General features: G+C 72.2%; 15 protein-coding genes. 12 read left to right on the forward strand and 3 right to left on the reverse strand.

Annotated elements, in window-relative coordinates; genetic code table 11:
- The first annotated feature begins 13 nt into the window (after window positions 1-13).
- Together IE264_RS14210 and IE264_RS14215 are read left to right on the forward strand one after the other, a co-directional pair.
- Entirely contained in the window at window positions 14-559 is a 546-nt protein-coding gene (locus IE264_RS14210; protein WP_032757507.1) for a hypothetical protein, read from the forward strand.
- Window positions 560-636: 77 nt separating this feature from the next.
- Window positions 637-1,419 carry an isoprenyl transferase gene (locus IE264_RS14215; RefSeq protein WP_015611577.1) on the forward strand — a complete coding sequence of 261 codons (783 nt, stop codon included), beginning with the start codon at window positions 637-639 and terminating at the stop codon, window positions 1,417-1,419.
- A gap of 30 nt (window positions 1,420-1,449) precedes the next feature.
- Here the strand turns inward: IE264_RS14215 and IE264_RS14220 are convergent, their stop codons facing one another.
- On the reverse strand, window positions 1,450-2,601 hold the full coding sequence (locus tag IE264_RS14220; protein WP_032757505.1) for a PucR family transcriptional regulator: 1,152 nt from the start codon (window positions 2,599-2,601) through the stop codon (window positions 1,450-1,452).
- 212 nt (window positions 2,602-2,813) lie between these two features.
- Here IE264_RS14220 and IE264_RS14225 point away from each other — a divergent pair, with 212 nt between their 5' ends.
- Together IE264_RS14225 and pruA are read left to right on the forward strand one after the other, a co-directional pair.
- On the forward strand, window positions 2,814-3,740 hold the full coding sequence (locus IE264_RS14225) for a proline dehydrogenase family protein (protein WP_032757504.1): 927 nt from the start codon (window positions 2,814-2,816) through the stop codon (window positions 3,738-3,740).
- Between the two features lie 54 nt (window positions 3,741-3,794).
- Window positions 3,795-5,426, forward strand: coding sequence for an L-glutamate gamma-semialdehyde dehydrogenase (pruA, locus tag IE264_RS14230; protein ID WP_032757503.1), 1,632 nt, complete (start codon window positions 3,795-3,797; stop codon window positions 5,424-5,426).
- A 156-nt stretch (window positions 5,427-5,582) separates the two neighbouring features.
- Here pruA and IE264_RS14235 read toward each other — a convergent pair whose 3' ends face one another.
- Window positions 5,583-6,293 carry a nitroreductase family protein gene (locus IE264_RS14235; protein WP_015611581.1) on the reverse strand — a complete coding sequence of 237 codons (711 nt, stop codon included), beginning with the start codon at window positions 6,291-6,293 and terminating at the stop codon, window positions 5,583-5,585.
- A 203-nt stretch (window positions 6,294-6,496) separates the two neighbouring features.
- Here IE264_RS14235 and IE264_RS14240 point away from each other — a divergent pair, with 203 nt between their 5' ends.
- On the forward strand, window positions 6,497-7,570 hold the full coding sequence (locus IE264_RS14240) for a S1 family peptidase (protein ID WP_032757502.1): 1,074 nt from the start codon (window positions 6,497-6,499) through the stop codon (window positions 7,568-7,570).
- A gap of 97 nt (window positions 7,571-7,667) precedes the next feature.
- Window positions 7,668-8,219, forward strand: coding sequence for a GNAT family N-acetyltransferase (locus IE264_RS14245; protein ID WP_015611583.1), 552 nt, complete (start codon window positions 7,668-7,670; stop codon window positions 8,217-8,219).
- A gap of 66 nt (window positions 8,220-8,285) precedes the next feature.
- Here IE264_RS14245 and IE264_RS14250 read toward each other — a convergent pair whose 3' ends face one another.
- Complete coding sequence (locus IE264_RS14250) at window positions 8,286-9,287, reverse strand: NADP-dependent oxidoreductase (RefSeq protein WP_032757501.1); 1,002 nt, start codon at window positions 9,285-9,287, stop codon at window positions 8,286-8,288.
- Window positions 9,288-9,484: 197 nt separating this feature from the next.
- Here IE264_RS14250 and IE264_RS14255 point away from each other — a divergent pair, with 197 nt between their 5' ends.
- The 6 genes from IE264_RS14255 to IE264_RS14275 all read left to right on the forward strand — a co-directional run bounded on the left by IE264_RS14255 (window position 9,485) and on the right by IE264_RS14275 (window position 15,207).
- Window positions 9,485-10,402 carry a LysR family transcriptional regulator gene (locus IE264_RS14255; RefSeq protein WP_032757500.1) on the forward strand — a complete coding sequence of 306 codons (918 nt, stop codon included), beginning with the start codon at window positions 9,485-9,487 and terminating at the stop codon, window positions 10,400-10,402.
- Window positions 10,403-10,631: 229 nt separating this feature from the next.
- Complete coding sequence (locus tag IE264_RS38405; protein WP_015611586.1) at window positions 10,632-10,760, forward strand: hypothetical protein; 129 nt, start codon at window positions 10,632-10,634, stop codon at window positions 10,758-10,760.
- 173 nt (window positions 10,761-10,933) lie between these two features.
- Window positions 10,934-11,977, forward strand: coding sequence for a 3-isopropylmalate dehydrogenase (locus IE264_RS14260; protein WP_032757499.1), 1,044 nt, complete (start codon window positions 10,934-10,936; stop codon window positions 11,975-11,977).
- 255 nt (window positions 11,978-12,232) lie between these two features.
- A complete protein-coding gene (locus tag IE264_RS14265) occupies window positions 12,233-13,336 on the forward strand; it encodes a branched-chain amino acid aminotransferase (RefSeq protein WP_015611588.1) in 1,104 nt (367 codons plus the stop codon).
- Between the two features lie 160 nt (window positions 13,337-13,496).
- A complete protein-coding gene (locus IE264_RS14270; protein WP_032757498.1) occupies window positions 13,497-14,528 on the forward strand; it encodes an agmatine deiminase family protein in 1,032 nt (343 codons plus the stop codon).
- Window positions 14,529-14,559: 31 nt separating this feature from the next.
- On the forward strand, window positions 14,560-15,207 hold the full coding sequence (locus IE264_RS14275; protein WP_015611590.1) for a TetR/AcrR family transcriptional regulator: 648 nt from the start codon (window positions 14,560-14,562) through the stop codon (window positions 15,205-15,207).
- The last annotated feature ends 182 nt before the right edge of the window (window positions 15,208-15,389 follow it).

Genomic DNA, 15,389 nt, shown 5'->3' on the forward strand with positions numbered 1-15,389 from the left:
CCGGAGCCGTGCTGTGACCTCCCGGGCGGGGGAGCCCTTCGTCCTGCCCCGGGCGGTCGCCGAGGCCGAGCAGCTCCTCGCCGCCCCCGTACCGCCCACCGGCCCCACCACCGCGCAGGGCGCCCCGGTGACGGGCGAGTGGTCCGCCACCGAGGGCGCGGGCTTCCGCATCGTGCCGCTCTGGGAGGGCGACCCGCTGACCGGCGTGTACGCCCCCGAGTGGAACGACGCCGAAGAGGCCGCCGATGCCCATCTGGCCGCCCTCGCGCAGGAGTTGGACCGACGCTGGGGTCCACACACCACCGTCCGACTGCACGTTCCGCTGCGCCGGTGGCTGAGCGGGGGCTCCCCCGTGGAGTCCCTGTTCCAGGCGCTGTTCGCCGTGGACCTTTACGGGGACCTGACCGTCTGGGGGCCGGTCGGTGCGGCCGGCCCGGGCGGCTCCGGCGACCGCTGGTTCGCCGTGACGGTCGGCCACAGCGACGGCGACGCGCCGCTCGTACTGGCCGCCCTGGTCAGCGAGGGACCGCTCACCGAGCCGGACGACGCGGGGTGGTGAACCACCGTCCCGCCGGGCGTGGCCGGGGCCGCTGGTAGGGTCCTGCGGCATCGCCCGGCATGTGATGGAGAGGGTCCATGAAGCTGCTCCCCCTGTTCCTCCGGCGGCCCATCGAAGCGGTGTACGAGCGCAGGCTGGCCAGCACCCTGGTGGGTCTGCCGCGCCCCCAGCACGTCGGGATCATGGTCGACGGCAACCGGCGCTGGGCCCGGAAGGCCGGGCACACGGACGTCCGGGAGGGCTACCGGGCGGGCGGCGCCAAGGTGACCACGTTCCTGGGCTGGTGCACGGCCGCCGGGATCGAGCACGTGACCCTCTTCATGCTCTCCGACGACAACCTGGGCCGCCCCGCCGAAGAGCTCGGCCCGCTGATCGAGGTCATCGAGGAGACCGTCCGGGACATCACCGCCGAGGGCCGGGACTGGGAGGTCCAGGTGATCGGCTCGCTCGACCTGCTGCCCGGCACCAGCGCCCAGGTGCTCAAGGAGGCCACCGCCGCGACGACCGGGCGCGGCGGGCTCAAGGTGGACGTGGCGGTCGGCTACGGCGGCCGGCGCGAGATCGTCGACGCGGTGAAGCGGGCCTTCGAGGAACACATGGCGGCGGGCGGCGACCCCGCCGAACTGGTCGCACGGTTCGAGATCGACGACATCTCCCGCCACCTCTACTCACCCGTGGCCGACCACACCGACTTCATCATCCGCACCTCCGGCGAGCAGCGGCTGTCCGGTTTCCTGCTCTGGCAGTCCGCCTACGCCGAGATGCACTGGGTGGACTGCTACTGGCCGGCCTTCCGGCACGTGGACTTCCTGCGCGCCCTGCGCTCGTACGCGAACCGGGAACGCCGCTTCGGCAAGTGACAGGCGCGCGGAGCCCTGCAACCGCACCCTCTACAGCCGCGCCCCCTTCAACGCCATGTGCAGCAGCAGCCGGTCCTCGCCGTCGCCCAGGTCGAGGCCGGTGATCTGCTCGATCCGGGAGAGCCGGTAGTAGAGCGTCTGGCGGTGGATGCCCAGCTCGCCCGCCGTCCGGCTCGCCTGGCCCGCGCAGTCCAGGAACACCTCCGCGGTGTGCGCCAGCTCCTTGTGCAGCGGCGTCAGCAGCGAGGCGACCGCCGGGTCGGCGGGGTCCGAGCCGGTGCCGGGGAGCGCGGTGAGCAGGCGGTACGGGCCGATCGCCGACCACCGGGCGACCGGGCCGAGGCGGGTCTCGGCGCGGGCCGCGCGGGCGGACGCCACCGCCTCCCGCCAGGAGACCGGCAGGGCGTCCAGGCCCCGGCGGGGCGCCGCGATCCCCCCGGTGGCCCCCGGGCCCGCCGACGTACGCAGCCGGTCCGCCGCGCTCGTCGCCGGGTCCAGCCGGTCCGCCGACCGCAGCCGGATCAGTGCGGCCAGCGACACGGGCCCGGCGGCCCCCGGCGCGGAGACCGTGGCCAGGGCGGCCGCCGAGGCCACGCCCCGTACCGACGGGGTGTCGTCGGCGCCCCACGGCGTCACGCACACCACCGCGTGCAGCCCCTCCGCGTCCTGGCCCAGCGCCTCCCGCAGCGCCGCGACCGCCGTGTCGTGCTGCCGCCCGGGGCCGGCCGCGAGCACCGCGCCGAACTCCCGCGAGAGGTCCGCGCCCGCTCGTGCCTCGTCGGCGAGCAGCGCCCCGATCCGGGCGGCGACCTCCATCGCGGCGGTCAGCTGCTCGTCGGTCGGCCCGGGGTCGGTGTCGAGCAGCCAGACGTAACCGAGGACGACACCCCGATGGCGTACGGGAAGGCAGACGCGGTCCCGGAAGACCCCGGCCTCCGGGGCGGCGGGGATGCGGACGGGGCCGGTGGCCCGGGTGATGCCGAACCCCTCGAACCAGGCGCGGACGGCGGGGGTGGAGCGGCGGGTCAGGATCGAGCGGGTGCGGACCGGGTCCATGGCGGTGTCGTCGTCGCTGTCGTGGGCCCCGAAGGCGACCAGTCCGAAGTCGCGGTTCTCCAGGGTGGCGGGGGCGCCGAGGAGGGCGGAGATCTCGTCGACCAGTTCCTGGTAATCGCCTGTCACTCCGCCATTCTCGCACCCCTCCCACCACCTCTTCATACACATGTCTGAGATGGCGGCCACGGATGCGTGACAGGTGTCGATGGCACAGGATCGGAGCGGTATCTAGATTTCACGGTGGTTATCCGTGCCGTACCGGTGTGTTCATGTCCGTACACATGCGTTCATGTATCCGCCGATGCGGCCCCTCGTCCGTACATTCGTGGAGGTGCCCCGTGCTGGGTCCCGTGATTCTCGCCGCATCGCGCAGCGACAAGATGCGCCGGTTCGTCTCGGCCGCGCCCGGCACCAAGCAGGTCGTGGACCGCTTCATCGCCGGGGAGAGCGTCGACCAGGTCGTGCCGATCGTCGAGGACGCCGCGGACAAGGGCCTGGAGGTCACGCTCGACGTCGTCGGCGAGGACATCACCACCCCCGCGCAGGCCGAGGCCGCCCGCGACGCGTACCTGGAGCTCATCGAGCGCCTCAAGGCACTCGACCTGGGCACCCGCGCCGAGATGTCCGTGAAGCTGTCCATGTTCGGCCAGGCGCTGGAGAACGGCCACGAGCTGGCCCTCGCCAATGTCCGCCCGGTCGTCGAGGCGGCCGCCGCCATCGGCACCACGGTCACCCTGGACGCCGAGGACCACACCACCCTCGACTCGATGTTCGCCATCCACGAGGAGCTGCGGAAGGACTTCCCGCAGACCGGCTGCGTCATCCAGTCCTACCTGTTCCGCACCGAGGACGACGCCCGCCGGCTGGCCGCCGCCGGCAGCCGCGTCCGCATCGTGAAGGGCGCCTACAAGGAGCCCGCCTCCGTCGCGTACCAGGACAAGGCCGAGATCGACAAGGCGTACGTCCGCGTCACCAGGATCCTGATGGAGGGTGAGGGCTACCCGATGATCGGGTCCCACGACCCCCGTCTCATCGCCATCGCCCAGGAGCTCGGCCGCCAGTCCGGGCGCAAACTGGATGAGTACGAGTTCCAGATGCTGTACGGCATCCGCAGCGACGAGCACATCCGGCTCGCGGCCGAGGGCCACCGGATGCGCGTCTACACGGCGTACGGCACCGACTGGTACGGGTACTTCATGCGCCGCCTCGCGGAGAAGCCGGCCAATCTGCTGTTCTTCGGCCGCTCGATTCTCACCAAGGGCTGAGACGGCCACCGGGCCGACCCACATCCCCGCCGACACCAAGGAGACAAGGCACTCATGGACGCCGTCACCCAGGTCCCCGCGCCGGTCAACGAGCCGGTTCACTCCTACGCCCCGGGCTCCCCGGAGCGCGCCCGCCTGGAGGTGAAGCTCAAGGAGCTCGCCGACAACCCGATCGACCTGCCGATGACCATCGGCGGCGAGAAGCGGATGGGTGGCGGTGAGCGGGTGAACGTCGTACAGCCGCACAACCACCAGGCCGTCATCGGCACCTTCGCCGGCGCCACGGAGCAGGACGCCCAGGACGCCATCGACGCGGCCCTCGCCGCCGCTCCGGCCTGGCGCGCGATGTCCTTCGACGACCGCGCGGCGATCATCCTGCGCGCCGCCGAGCTGCTGGCCGGCCCCTGGCGCGAGACGCTGGCCGCCTCCACCATGCTCGGCCAGTCCAAGACCGCCCAGCAGGCCGAGATCGACACCCCCTGCGAGCTCGTCGACTTCTGGCGCTTCAACGTGCACTACGCGCGCCAGATCCTCGCCGAGCAGCCCCCGGCGAACTCCCCGGGCGTGTGGAACCGCATGGACCACCGCCCGCTGGAGGGCTTCGTCTACGCGATCACGCCGTTCAACTTCACGGCCATCGCGGGCAACCTCCCCACCGCCCCCGCCCTTATGGGCAACGTCGTGGTGTGGAAGCCGTCCCCGACCCAGACCCACGCCGCCGTGCTGCTCATGCAGCTCCTGGAGGAGGCCGGTCTGCCCAAGGGCGTCATCAACCTGGTCACCGGTGACGGCATCGCCGTCTCCGAGGTGGCGCTGAACCACCGCGACCTGGCCGGCATCCACTTCACCGGCTCGACCCCCACCTTCCAGCACCTGTGGAAGACGGTCGGCAACAACATCGCCAACTACCGCACCTACCCGCGGCTCGTCGGCGAGACCGGCGGCAAGGACTTCGTCGTCGCGCACCCCAGCGCCGACCGCGCCGTGCTGAAGACCGCGCTGACCCGCGGCTCCTTCGAGTACCAGGGCCAGAAGTGCTCCGCGTCCTCCCGTGCGTACGTCCCCGCCTCCATCTGGAACTCCGGTTTCAAGGAGGAGTTCGCGGCCGAGGTCGACTCCATCACGATGGGTGACGTCACCGACCTGACGAACTTCATCGGGGCCGTCATCGACGAGCGCTCGTTCGCCAAGAACAAGGCCGCGATCGACCGCGCGAAGTCCGACCCGGCGTGCGAGATCGTCGCGGGCGGCACGTACGACGACTCGGTGGGCTACTTCGTCCGCCCGACCGTCATCGCCTGTTCCGACCCTTCGAGCGAGGTCTTCACGACCGAGTACTTCGGCCCGATCCTCGCGATCCACGTGTATGAGGACGAGAAGTACGACGCCATGCTGGAGCAGATGGAGTCGGTCTCCGACTACGCGCTCACCGGCTCGGTCATCGCGGGCGACCGCGCGGCCGCCGCGTACACGATGGACAAGCTCCGCTACGCCGCGGGCAACTTCTACATCAACGACAAGTCGACCGGCGCCGTCGTCGGCCAGCAGCCCTTCGGCGGCGGCCGTGCCTCCGGCACCTGCGACAAGGCGGGCGCCCCGCAGAACCTCCAGCGCTGGACCCTCACCCGGGCCATCAAGGAGACGCTGGTCGCGCCGACCGAGTACACCTACCCCCACCAGGGCTGACACCCTCCCCGGGGCGCCGCAGCACGACGCCCCGGGCCTCCCAGGGGCTCTCCGCAGCCGGGAGCCCCCTCAGAGCACCGCCCCCCGACCGGCCCCCCTGCCGGCCGGGGGGCGGTTTCCATGTGCTTCCCCTTCTACGGGGCCGGGCGCGGCCGCTCAGATCTCCACGAGCACCTGGTCCAGCGACTTGCGCACCAGGTCGGGGACCTCGCAGTCGTCCGACGGGTAGCCGACGGGGATCACGGCGAAAGCCTTCTCGTTCTCGGGCCGGTCCAGCACCTCGCCGAGGAAGCGCATCGGGCTCGGGGTGTGGATCAGCGCGGCGAGACCGGACAGGTGCAGGGCGGTGAGCAGCATCCCCACCGCGATGCCGACCGACTCGTCGACGTAGTAGTGCTTGCGCTTGGTGCCGTCCTCGCCCAGCCAGTAGCGCTGCTGGAACACCACGATCAGGGCGGGCGCGTCCGTCATATGGGCCTTGACCGCGTCGGTGCCCAGGGGGCGCAGCGCCGCGAGCCACTCCTCGCCGAGCCGCCCGTCGTAGCTCAGCTTCTCCTCCTGCTCGGCCGCCTCCCGGATCCGGCGGCGTACTTCGGGGTCCTTGACCAGGACGAAGGTCCACGGCTGCTGATGGGCGCCGGAGGGGGCGGTGGCCGCGCACGCGATGGCGTCGCGCAGCACCTGCCCGGGGACCGGGTCGGGGGAGAAGGCGCGGACGGTCCTGCGCTCGTCCATCCGCCGCCGCAGCCGGGCGGCGTGGGCCAGGGACGTCTTCTCGGCGATCCGCTCGGGGCGGTAGGGCGCGGGGCGGTACGGGTCGCCATGGGTGGGCGACCACTGCTGGGGCGTGGGTGCGGTGTCGGACATGGCCGCAGTGTGCGCGGCGGGCGCGGTCCGGGGGAAGCGGGGCTTCGGACAGGCGAGGGAGCCGGTCCCGGTCAGTGTCCGCTGACCGGGGTGATCCGTCCGCCCAGCGGGGCACCGGGCCACGCGGTCTTGTGGGTTAGGTAATGTCCATGTCAAATTCCTTCTCGGTACGTCCCCACACGTCACCCGAGAAGGAGCCCCCCATGAGACGCAACTCCCGCGCGCGCCTGGGCGTTTCCCTGCTGCTCGTCGCCGGCGCCCTCGGCCTCGGCGCCACCCCCTCCACCGCGGCCCCGGCCGATGCCCTCGCCGCCGCCCCCTCGGCGATCCCCGCCCCGTCCGCGTACGCGCTCGACGCCGCCGTCGAACGCCGGCTCGGGGCCGCCACCGCCGGCACCTACCTGGACCGGAAGACCGGCGAACTCGTCGTCACCGTCACCACCGACCGGGCCGAGGAGCAGGCCCGCGCCACCGGGGCCACCGTGCGCCGGGTGGCCCGCAGCGCCGCCCAGCTCGACGCGGTGGTGGAGACCCTGGAGGCCGAGGCGAAGATCACCGGCACCTCCTGGGGCATCGACCCGCGCAGCAACCAGGTCGCGGTCGAGGCCGACTCCTCCGTCTCCGAGCGGGACATGGCCCGCCTCGAAGCCGTCGCCGAGCGGCTCGGCGGCGCGGTGAGCATCAGCCGCGTACCCGGCGTCTTCCACCGCGAGGTGCTGGGCGGCGGAGCCATCTACGGCGGCGGCAGCCGCTGCTCGGCCGCCTTCAACGTCACCAAGGGCGGGGCCCGTTACTTCGTGACCGCCGGACACTGCACCAACATCTCCGCCAACTGGTCGGCCAGCTCGGGCGGTTCGGTCATCGGCGTCCGGGAGGGCACCAGCTTCCCGACCAACGACTACGGCATCGTCCGCTACACCGACGGCTCCTCGCCCGCCGGAACCGTCGACCTCTACAACGGCTCCACCCAGGACATCGCCTCCGCCGCCAACGCCGTCGTCGGCCAGGCGATCCGCAAGAGCGGCTCCACCACCAAGGTGACCTCCGGCACGGTCACCGCCGTCAACGTCACCGTCAACTACGGTGACGGGCCCGTCTACGGCATGGTCCGCACCACCGCCTGCTCGGCCGGCGGCGACAGCGGCGGCGCCCACTTCGCCGGATCCGTCGCCCTCGGCATCCACTCCGGCAGCTCCGGCTGCTCGGGCACGAGCGGCTCGGCCATCCACCAGCCGGTGGTCGAGGCGCTCTCCGCGTACGGCGTGACGGTGTACTGAGCCGTGAGCCCCGGGGTACGGAGCCGTCACGACCGGCTCCGTACCCCGCTTCGCCCCTGCGTGCCTGGTCGGAGCGGGTGCCTGGGAAACTGACTCCATGACCGAGCTCCCCGCGGTGCACGCCGCCCACACCTATGAGCTGACCGCGGCTGTACGGGACGAGATCCGCACCCTGCTGGACACCGCCTTCGACGGCGACTTCGGCGACGACGACTGGGAGCACTCCCTCGGCGGCGTCCACGCCCTGGTGCGCGACACCGGCGGGCTCCTCGTCGCCCACGGCTCGATCGTCCAGCGCCGGGTGCTCCACGACGGCCGCTCGCTGCGCGCCGGTTACGTCGAAGCCGTCGCCGTCCGCCCCGGCCGCCGCCGCCAGGGGCTCGGCCACCGGGTGATGGCCGCGCTGGAGCGGGTCGTCGACGGGGCCTACGAGTTCGGGGCCCTGTCCGCCTCCGACGCGGGCGCGGCGCTCTACGCGGCGCGCGGCTGGCAGGTGTGGCCGGGGAGCCTCGCCGCCCTCGGGCCGCACGGGACCGTGGCGCTGCCGGAGGAGGAGGGCTCCACCTACGTCCGCCCGGCCGCCGGCCACTTCCTGCCCGCGGCCGCGCACCCGCTCGTCTTCGACTGGCGCGACGGCGACCTGCTGTAGGGCGGGCGGGCAACAGCGGGCCGGAGGGCCTGAATCGGCGGGAGAGCCCGAGTCGGCCGCAGGGCTTCAGCCGGCGACCCGGATCAGCATCTTCCCGGTGTTCCCGCCCCGCAGCATCCCGAGGAACCCCTCCACCGTCCGCTCGAAGCCGTCCACCACCGTGACATCGGGGACGACCGCACCGCGTTGGATATGCGGCACCAGGAAGTCCTCCAACTCCTGCTGCACATCACGGTAGTTGCGCACCATCACCCCTTCCAGGCGCAGGCTCTTCTCCACGATGTCGAACAGGTTGCGCGGGGCGGCCGGCGGCTCGTGCGCCGAGTGGTACTGGGAGATGGCGCCGACCCACGCGATCCGCCCGTGCTCGCGGAGCACCGAGATCGCGCCCTCCAGATGGTCCCCGCCGACGTTGTCCACGTAGGCGTCGATACCGTCCGGTGCCGCCTTGGCCAGCAGCTCCCCGACCGGCCCGTCGTGGTAGTCGAACGCCACGTCGAATCCGAGCTCCCCGGTCAGCCGGGTCACCTTCGCGGGCGTTCCCGCGCTGCCGACGACCCGCCCGGCGCCGAGCAGCCGGGCCATGCGCCCCACCGCCGTACCGACCCCGCCCGCCGCCGCCGAGACGAAGAGGTCCTGCCCGGCCCGGAACTCCAGGGTCCGGGTGAGTGCCACATAGGCGGTGAGCCCGGTGCCGCCGAGGACCGACATGTAGGCGGTGAGCGGGACCCCGTCGTACGCGGGCACCTTGCGCACCCCGCCCTCGCCGGGCACCACCACGGCATGGGTCCGCCACCCCTCCCGGTGCAGGACGAGGTCGCCCTCCACGAACCCGGGTGTGCGGGAGGCCGTCACCCGGCCGAGGGCCCGGCCCTCCAGCGGGACGCCCAGCTCCCAGCCGCCGTCCATCTCCTCGCGGTGGTACGGGTCCACGGAGAGGTAGAGGTTCTCCACCACCGCCGTGCCGGGAGCGGGCTCCGGTACGGGGGACGTGTCGACGGAGAAGAGATCGGCCGTCGGGAAGCCGTGCGGGCGGGCGGCGAGGTGGAGGGTGCGCTGTGTCGTCATGCGGCTGACGTTAGGAGGGAACGCGGCGGCCGGGGAGGGGGTGGCATCGATGGAAGAATCGTTTCCATGAGCAGCTTTCATGGGCGAGGGCATGGGCATGGGCATGGTTCTGGGCATGGGCATGGGCATGGGCATGGGGCAGTGCATGGGCGCGGGCGTGCGCCCGGCCCCGGCCCTCACCGGGCGCGGGTGGCGCGATGACCGACCTCGCCCCGCAGGAGCTCCGCGTCATCGCCGCCGTAGCCGACGCACGCGGATTCTCCGCCGCCGCCCGGGACCTCGGCATGACGCAGTCCGCCGTCTCCCACTCCGTCCGTACCAGCGAGCGCCGGATCGGTGCCGTGCTCTTCGAGCGGGGCCGCCGGGGCGCCACGCCGACCCCGGCCGGTGACGTGGTCGCCGCCCACGCCCGGCGCATCCTGCGGCTGCTCGACGTGATGGGCACCGAGGCCCGGGGGATCGCCGCCGGGCCGGGCGGGACGGACACCGTGAGCGGGCCGCTGCGGATCGCCGCCTTCCGGAGCGCGGCTCTGCATCTGCTGCCGCCCGCCCTGGAACGCCTCACGGCCCGCCACCCCGGGGTGGAGCCGGTGGTGCGGATGGTGCGCGAGGTGGGGCGGGGCACGGCCGGGGAGGTGCTGGACGGGCGGGCCGATCTGGCCGTCGCGACGATCGGGACCACCTCGCCGGTGGAGCCGGGGCTGGTCGGCGGCGTACTGCTGGAGGAGGAGTACTCCCTGGTGCACCCGGCCGGGCACTCCGCGCCCCGGACGCTGCCGCTGGTCGACTGGGACGAGAACTGCACCTCGTACACGCGCGACTGGTGGGCGGCCCAGAGCTGGATCCCCGAGGCGACCGTGCAGGCCGAGGACGACGGAGCGGTGCTCTCGATGGTGTCCCGTGGTCTCGGCATGGCGATCATGCCCGGCCTGTCCCTGTACGGAGCACCCGACGGAATTCGGATCACTGCTCTCGGACCCGACCGCCCCACCCGCTCGATCGGCTACCTCACCACCCCTGAGCAGGCACGATCCCTCGCCGTACGGGCACTGATCCGGGAATTGCGGGCGGAGCGCGGGGGAGCGGCCGTCTCAGATAGTAGGAAGTCCGACTAACTGTGGAGACAGAGCGGCTCCGCTGTCCTAGCTTTGTAGGAGCCGAACGAATCGCTCGATCGAGCGACTGTGGCGGTTGCGGGCGCACGCCCTGAGCAGGTAACCCCTGCGGCGTACGCTCCCCGCTCCTTCCGGCACCTCGAAATCCGATCCCGGCCCGGCCTCGGCGCCGCACCACGATGTGCGGCCTGCCCCCGGCATCCATGCGATCTCAAGGAGTCGATCCATCATGGCCAACACCACCACCCGCCGCGTCCGTCACAGCTCCCGCCAGGCCGAGGCCGAGCGCAAGAACGCCGCCGCCGCCCTGCAGCGCGCCCTCGACCGCCGGGACAACGGCGGCTCGACCGGCCACTGAGCCGCCGGGGCCCGCGCGGCCGGAGAGACCCGCGCGCACACCACCCGCGCCCACGCACCGCTCGCCCCCACCCCGAGCATCCGGAACACCCCGCAAGCCCCGAACACGCTTGCGTCCGTCCGCATGGTGGACGTCGGATGTCATGGGGTGGGACGCACCGTTAGGCTTCCCGCATGTCTCGCAGCATCGATCTCGCAGTGATCCCCGGTGACGGAATCGGCCAGGAAGTTGTGGCCCAGGGCCTCAAAGTCCTCAACGCTGTCCTCCCGCAGGATGTGAAGCTGGAGACCAAGGAGTACGACCTTGGCGCCCAGCGCTGGCACCGCACCGGCGACACCCTCCCGGACGCGGAGCTGGAGGCGCTCAAGAACCACGACGCCATCCTCCTCGGCGCGATCGGTGACCCGTCCGTGCCGTCGGGCGTCCTGGAGCGCGGGCTGCTGCTGAAGCTGCGTTTCGCCTTCGACCACTTCATCAACCTGCGGCCGTCCAAGCTCTTCCCGAACACCGCGACCCCGCTCGCCGGCCGCCCCGACATCGACTTCGTCGTGGTCCGCGAGGGCACCGAGGGTCCGTACACGGGCAATGGCGGCTCGCTGCGCACCGGCACCCCCGCCGAGGTCGCCACCGAGGTCAGCGTCAACACGGCGTACGGCGTCGAGCGCGTGGTCCGGGACGCCTTCGAGCGCGCGGCCGCCCGCCCGCGCAAGAAGCTGACGCTGGTCCACAAGAACAACGTCCTCGTCTACGCCGGCCACCTGTGGAAGAACACCTTCGACCGGGTCGCCGCCGAATACCCGCAGGTCTCCACCGACTACCTGCACGTCGACGCCGCGACGATCTTCTTCGTCACCCAGCCGGAGCGCTTCGACGTCATCGTCACCGACAACCTCTTCGGTGACATCCTCACCGACCTCGCCGCCGCCGTGACCGGCGGTATCGGCCTGGCCGCCTCCGGCAACATCAACCCGACGGGCGCGTTCCCGTCGATGTTCGAGCCGGTCCACGGCTCCGCCCCCGACATCGCGGGGCAGGGCAAGGCCGACCCGACCGCCACGGTCCTCTCCGTCGCCCTCCTGCTGCGCCACCTCGGTTACGAGGCCGAGGCCGTGCGCATCGAGGACGCCGTCTCCGCCGACCTCGCGGAGCGCGACGGTGCCGCCACGCGTACGACCGACGAGATCGGCGACGCGCTCGCGGTACGCGTAGCGACCTGACCCGACGACTCCACTTCGAAGCCGCCGGGTCGCATCAGCGCCCGGCGGCTTCACCTGTGCGGCCCCCGGGTGCCACCATCAACCCCTGGACCGCATTCACACCATTTCGTGCCTGGCCCCCCGCAGGAGATAATCGAACGCGGGGCCGTGGCTCGCGGAAAGCTCGGACGTCCTAGGACCTGACCGAAAAGCGTCGGGCATGAACGGGCGTGGGCGCGGTCCATCACACACAAGACCGGTGAAGGACACGCACTCATGACGACGCCCACGATCGAGCTCAAGCCCTCCTCGAACCCGCTGTCCGACGCGGAGCGCGAGGCGATCCTGGCCAACCCCGGATTCGGCCGGCACTTCACCGATCACATGGTGACGATCCGCTGGACCGAGGGCCGCGGCTGGCACGACGCCGAGCTGGTCCCCTACGGCCCGCTGTCGATCGACCCCGCCAACATGACCCTGCACTACGCGCAGGAGATCTTCGAGGGGCTCAAGGCCTACCGCCAGCCCGACGGCTCGGTCGCCTCGTTCCGCCCGGACGCCAACGCCCGCCGCTTCCAGCGCTCCGCCGCCCGGCTGGCCATGCCCGAGCTGCCCGTCGAGACGTTCATCGAGGCGTGCGACGTGCTGGTGCAGCAGGACAAGGGATGGGTCCCGGCGCACGGCGGCGAGGAGTCGCTCTACCTGCGCCCGTTCATGATCGCCACGGAGGTCGGCCTCGGCGTGAAGCCGGCCAACGAATACCTCTTCCTGGTCATCGCCTCGCCCGCCGGCGCCTACTTCCCCGGCGGCGTGAAGCCCGTCTCCATCTGGCTCTCCGAGAACCGTGTCCGGGCCGTCCCCGGCGGCGTGGGCGACGCCAAGACCGGCGGCAACTACGCGGCCTCCCTCCTGGCCCAGGCCGAGGCCGCCGCGCACGGCTGCGCCCAGGTCGCCTACCTCGACGCCGTCGAGCACAAGTGGGTCGAGGAGCTCGGCGGCATGAACCTCTACTTCGTGTACGAGCAGGAGGACGGCTCCAAGAAGCTCATCACGCCCGCCCTCACCGGCTCCCTCCTCGCAGGCGTCACCCGCGACTCCCTCCTCAAGGTCGCCCGCGACCTCGGTTACGGCTCCGAGGAGGGCCGCGTCTCCATCGACCAGTGGCGCGACGACACCGCGAAGGGCACCCTCACGGAGGTCTTCGCCTGCGGCACCGCCGCCGTCATCACCCCCGTCGGCACCGTGAAGACCGCGAGCGGCGAGTGGACCCAGGGCGACGGCACGCCCGGCGAGGTCACCATGAAGCTGCGCGACCGCCTGCTGGACATCCAGCGAGGCATCGCCGAGGACACCCACGGCTGGATGCACCCGCTCGGCTAGGGCCTCCCGCCCCAGGAACAGGCCGCACCCGGCTCCCCGCCGGTGCGGCCTTTTCCGTACCGGCGAATAGAGCACCGCTCCAAGAGGTCCGTATGAAACTTCCGTACAGCCGAACCATACGGTTAGAGTGGCACTCTAATCAACGCGACCAGGAGCCCCCATGTCCGCCACCCCCGCCCCCTTCCGCATGCCCCCCGAGTGGGCCCCCCACGAGCGCACCTGGATGGCCTGGCCCGGGCCCAACCCCACCTTCGACTCCGACGCCGAGCTGGACGAGGCCCGCCGCGCCTGGGCCGCCGTCGCCCGCGCCGTACGCCGGTTCGAGCCGGTCACCATGGTCGTCGGGCCGGGGCAGGAGGAGGGGGCCGCCGCGATGCTCGGGCCCGGCGTCGAGCTGGTCGTCCGGCCCCTGGACGACGCCTGGATGCGGGACATCGGGCCCACCTTCGTCACCGACGGCCGCGCGCTCGCCGCCGTCGACTGGACGTTCAACGGCTGGGGCGCCCAGGGCTGGGCCCGCTGGGGGAGCGACCAGCACATCGCCCGGGCCGTCGCCGAGCTGACCGGCGTCCCCGCGCTCAGCTCCCCGCTCGTCAACGAGGGCGGCGCGATCCACGTCGACGGCGAGGGGACCGTCCTGCTCACCGAGACCGTCCAGCTCGGCAAGGAGCGCAACCCCGGCTGGATCCGTGAGCAGGTCGAGGCGGAGGTCCACGCCCGCCTCGGCACCCGGAAGGCGATCTGGCTGCCCCGGGGCCTGACCGGTGACTACGGGACGTACGGCACGCTCGGCCATGTCGACATCGTCGCCGCCTTCGTCCGCCCGGGCACCGTCGTCGCCCACGTCCAGCCGGACCCGGCCCACCCCGACCACGAGGTCACCAGGGAGCTGCTGGCCGTGCTGCGGGCCGCCACGGACGCCCAGGGGCGCCCGCTGGAGGTGGTCGAGGTGCCCGCGCCCACCGTGCTGCGCGACGAGGACGGGGAGTGGGTCGACTACTCCTACATCAACCACTACCTCTGCAACGACGGCGTGGTCCTCTGCGCCTTCGACGACCCGCGCGACGAGGAGGCCGCCGCGATCTTCCGGCGGCTCTTCCCGGACCGTACGGTGACCCTCGTCGATGCCCGTACGATCTTTGCCGGCGGTGGAGGCATCCACTGCATCACCCAGCAGCAGCCGAAGATCTGACCCCCCTCCCGAAAGCCGAGAGTCCGGTCCCATGACCCCCGCCACCCGCCGCACCCACCACGCCGCCCCGCCCCGCGAGGACGTCCTCGCCGCCGCCATGGCGACCGTCGCCGAACGCGGGCTCGACGGACTGACCATGGCGGGGCTCGGGCGCGAGGTGGGGATGAGCAGCGGGCACCTGCTCTACTACTTCCGCACCAAGGACGAACTGCTGCTCCAGACCCTGGAGTGGAGCGAGAACCGCCTGGGGGCCGAGCGCCGCGCCCTCCTCGCCGAGCCCGGGACCGCCCGCGAGCGGCTGGACGCGTACATCGACCTCTACCTCCCCGCCGGGCACCGTGACCCCCACTGGACGCTCTGGCTGGAGGTCTGGGGCCGCTCGCAGAACGCGGACGACGAGGCCCGCGCCCGGCAGGCCGCCATCGAGGGCGCCTGGCACCGGGACCTGGTGGCGCTGCTCGCCGAGGGGGTCTCGCGGGGGGAGTTCCGGGCGGTGGACGCCGACCGGTTCGCGACCCGGCTGCGGGCGCTGCTGGACGGGTTCAGCGTGCATGTGACGGTGGGGATCCCGGGGACGGGCCGGGAGCAGGTACTCGTACAGGCGGCGGAGTTCCTCGACGAGACGCTGACACCGGGGTCCTGGAAGAGCGATGCGACCGGCGTCACGACCGCATCCTGAGACACCGGCGTCACGGGGCGTTCACTGTGCGAGACTTCTGCCGTGTCCTCGTTCGTCATGATTATTGGCAGCAGGCGCGCCGGTCCGCAGTGACCGTCCCGTACCACCACGTACGGCGCGGCCATCGTGCCCCAGACCCGCGCGCAGACCTCTCGCACCCGCGAGGGGTTTTTTCGTTTTCC

Source organism: Streptomyces microflavus (assembly GCF_014650075.1).
Lineage (GTDB): Bacteria > Actinomycetota > Actinomycetes > Streptomycetales > Streptomycetaceae > Streptomyces > Streptomyces microflavus.